Raw genomic sequence first — 674 nt, 5'->3', positions numbered from 1 at the left:
GCGCGTTGGCGGTGTTGCCGTTGCAGCGCGTCATGTTCGTGGAGAACGATTTTGCGTCCTCGCGGTGAGGCGGTGCATCGGTGCCGGAGGGGGCAGCCTGTGCAGGCGGCGCCGAACGTGACCCGTCGTTTGGTGGTGATGTTGCGGGTGAGTCCGTGCGGGCAGGTCATGGTGCCGGCTGCTTCGTCGACGGTGAAGTCATCGAGGGTGAATCCGCCTTCGACTGCTGGGCGGAGGGGCCAKGGTTTGATCACCGGGGTGTGGCCGGCACGGGTGAGGGCGGCGAGCATGTCCCCCGTGCCGTAGGCCGAGTCGGCCAGGACGTCCAGGCTGGTGCCGGCGATCGTGGAATCCATGCCGATCAGCCGGGCACCGACGGCCCCRTCGCTGTTTTCCGGGCCGGAGGCCTTGGTCAGTTCCGCGGCGGTGATCAGCCCGGTGTCGGGTTCGATCACGATGTGGGCCTTGTATCCGTCCTGCTGCCTGGACTGGGTCTTGTGCGCRTGCCGGGTGTCGGGGTCAACGGTGGAGATCATCCGGTCCGGGGCGACCTTCCGGGCGATCCGCCATCGCCCGTCGGTCCCGTCGGAGTCCTCGGCCGGTTCCACGTCCTGCCCGGCGACCAGGGCCAGCAGAGCGTAGGCATCAGCAGCCTTTCCGTCCAGCGTTTCGGG

At 68.4% G+C, this 674-nt stretch carries 1 protein-coding gene; it reads right to left on the bottom strand.

Translation table 11 applies throughout. From position 1 onward, the window contains the following. The coding region (locus AC1DIP_RS22225) for a transposase (RefSeq protein ID WP_477735117.1) at positions 1–674 on the bottom strand (674 nt) is incomplete at both ends.

Source organism: Pseudarthrobacter sp. 05T312 (assembly GCF_056396685.1).
Note: the sequence above shows the minus strand (reverse complement) of the source record. Positions and strands in the feature narration are given on the sequence as shown.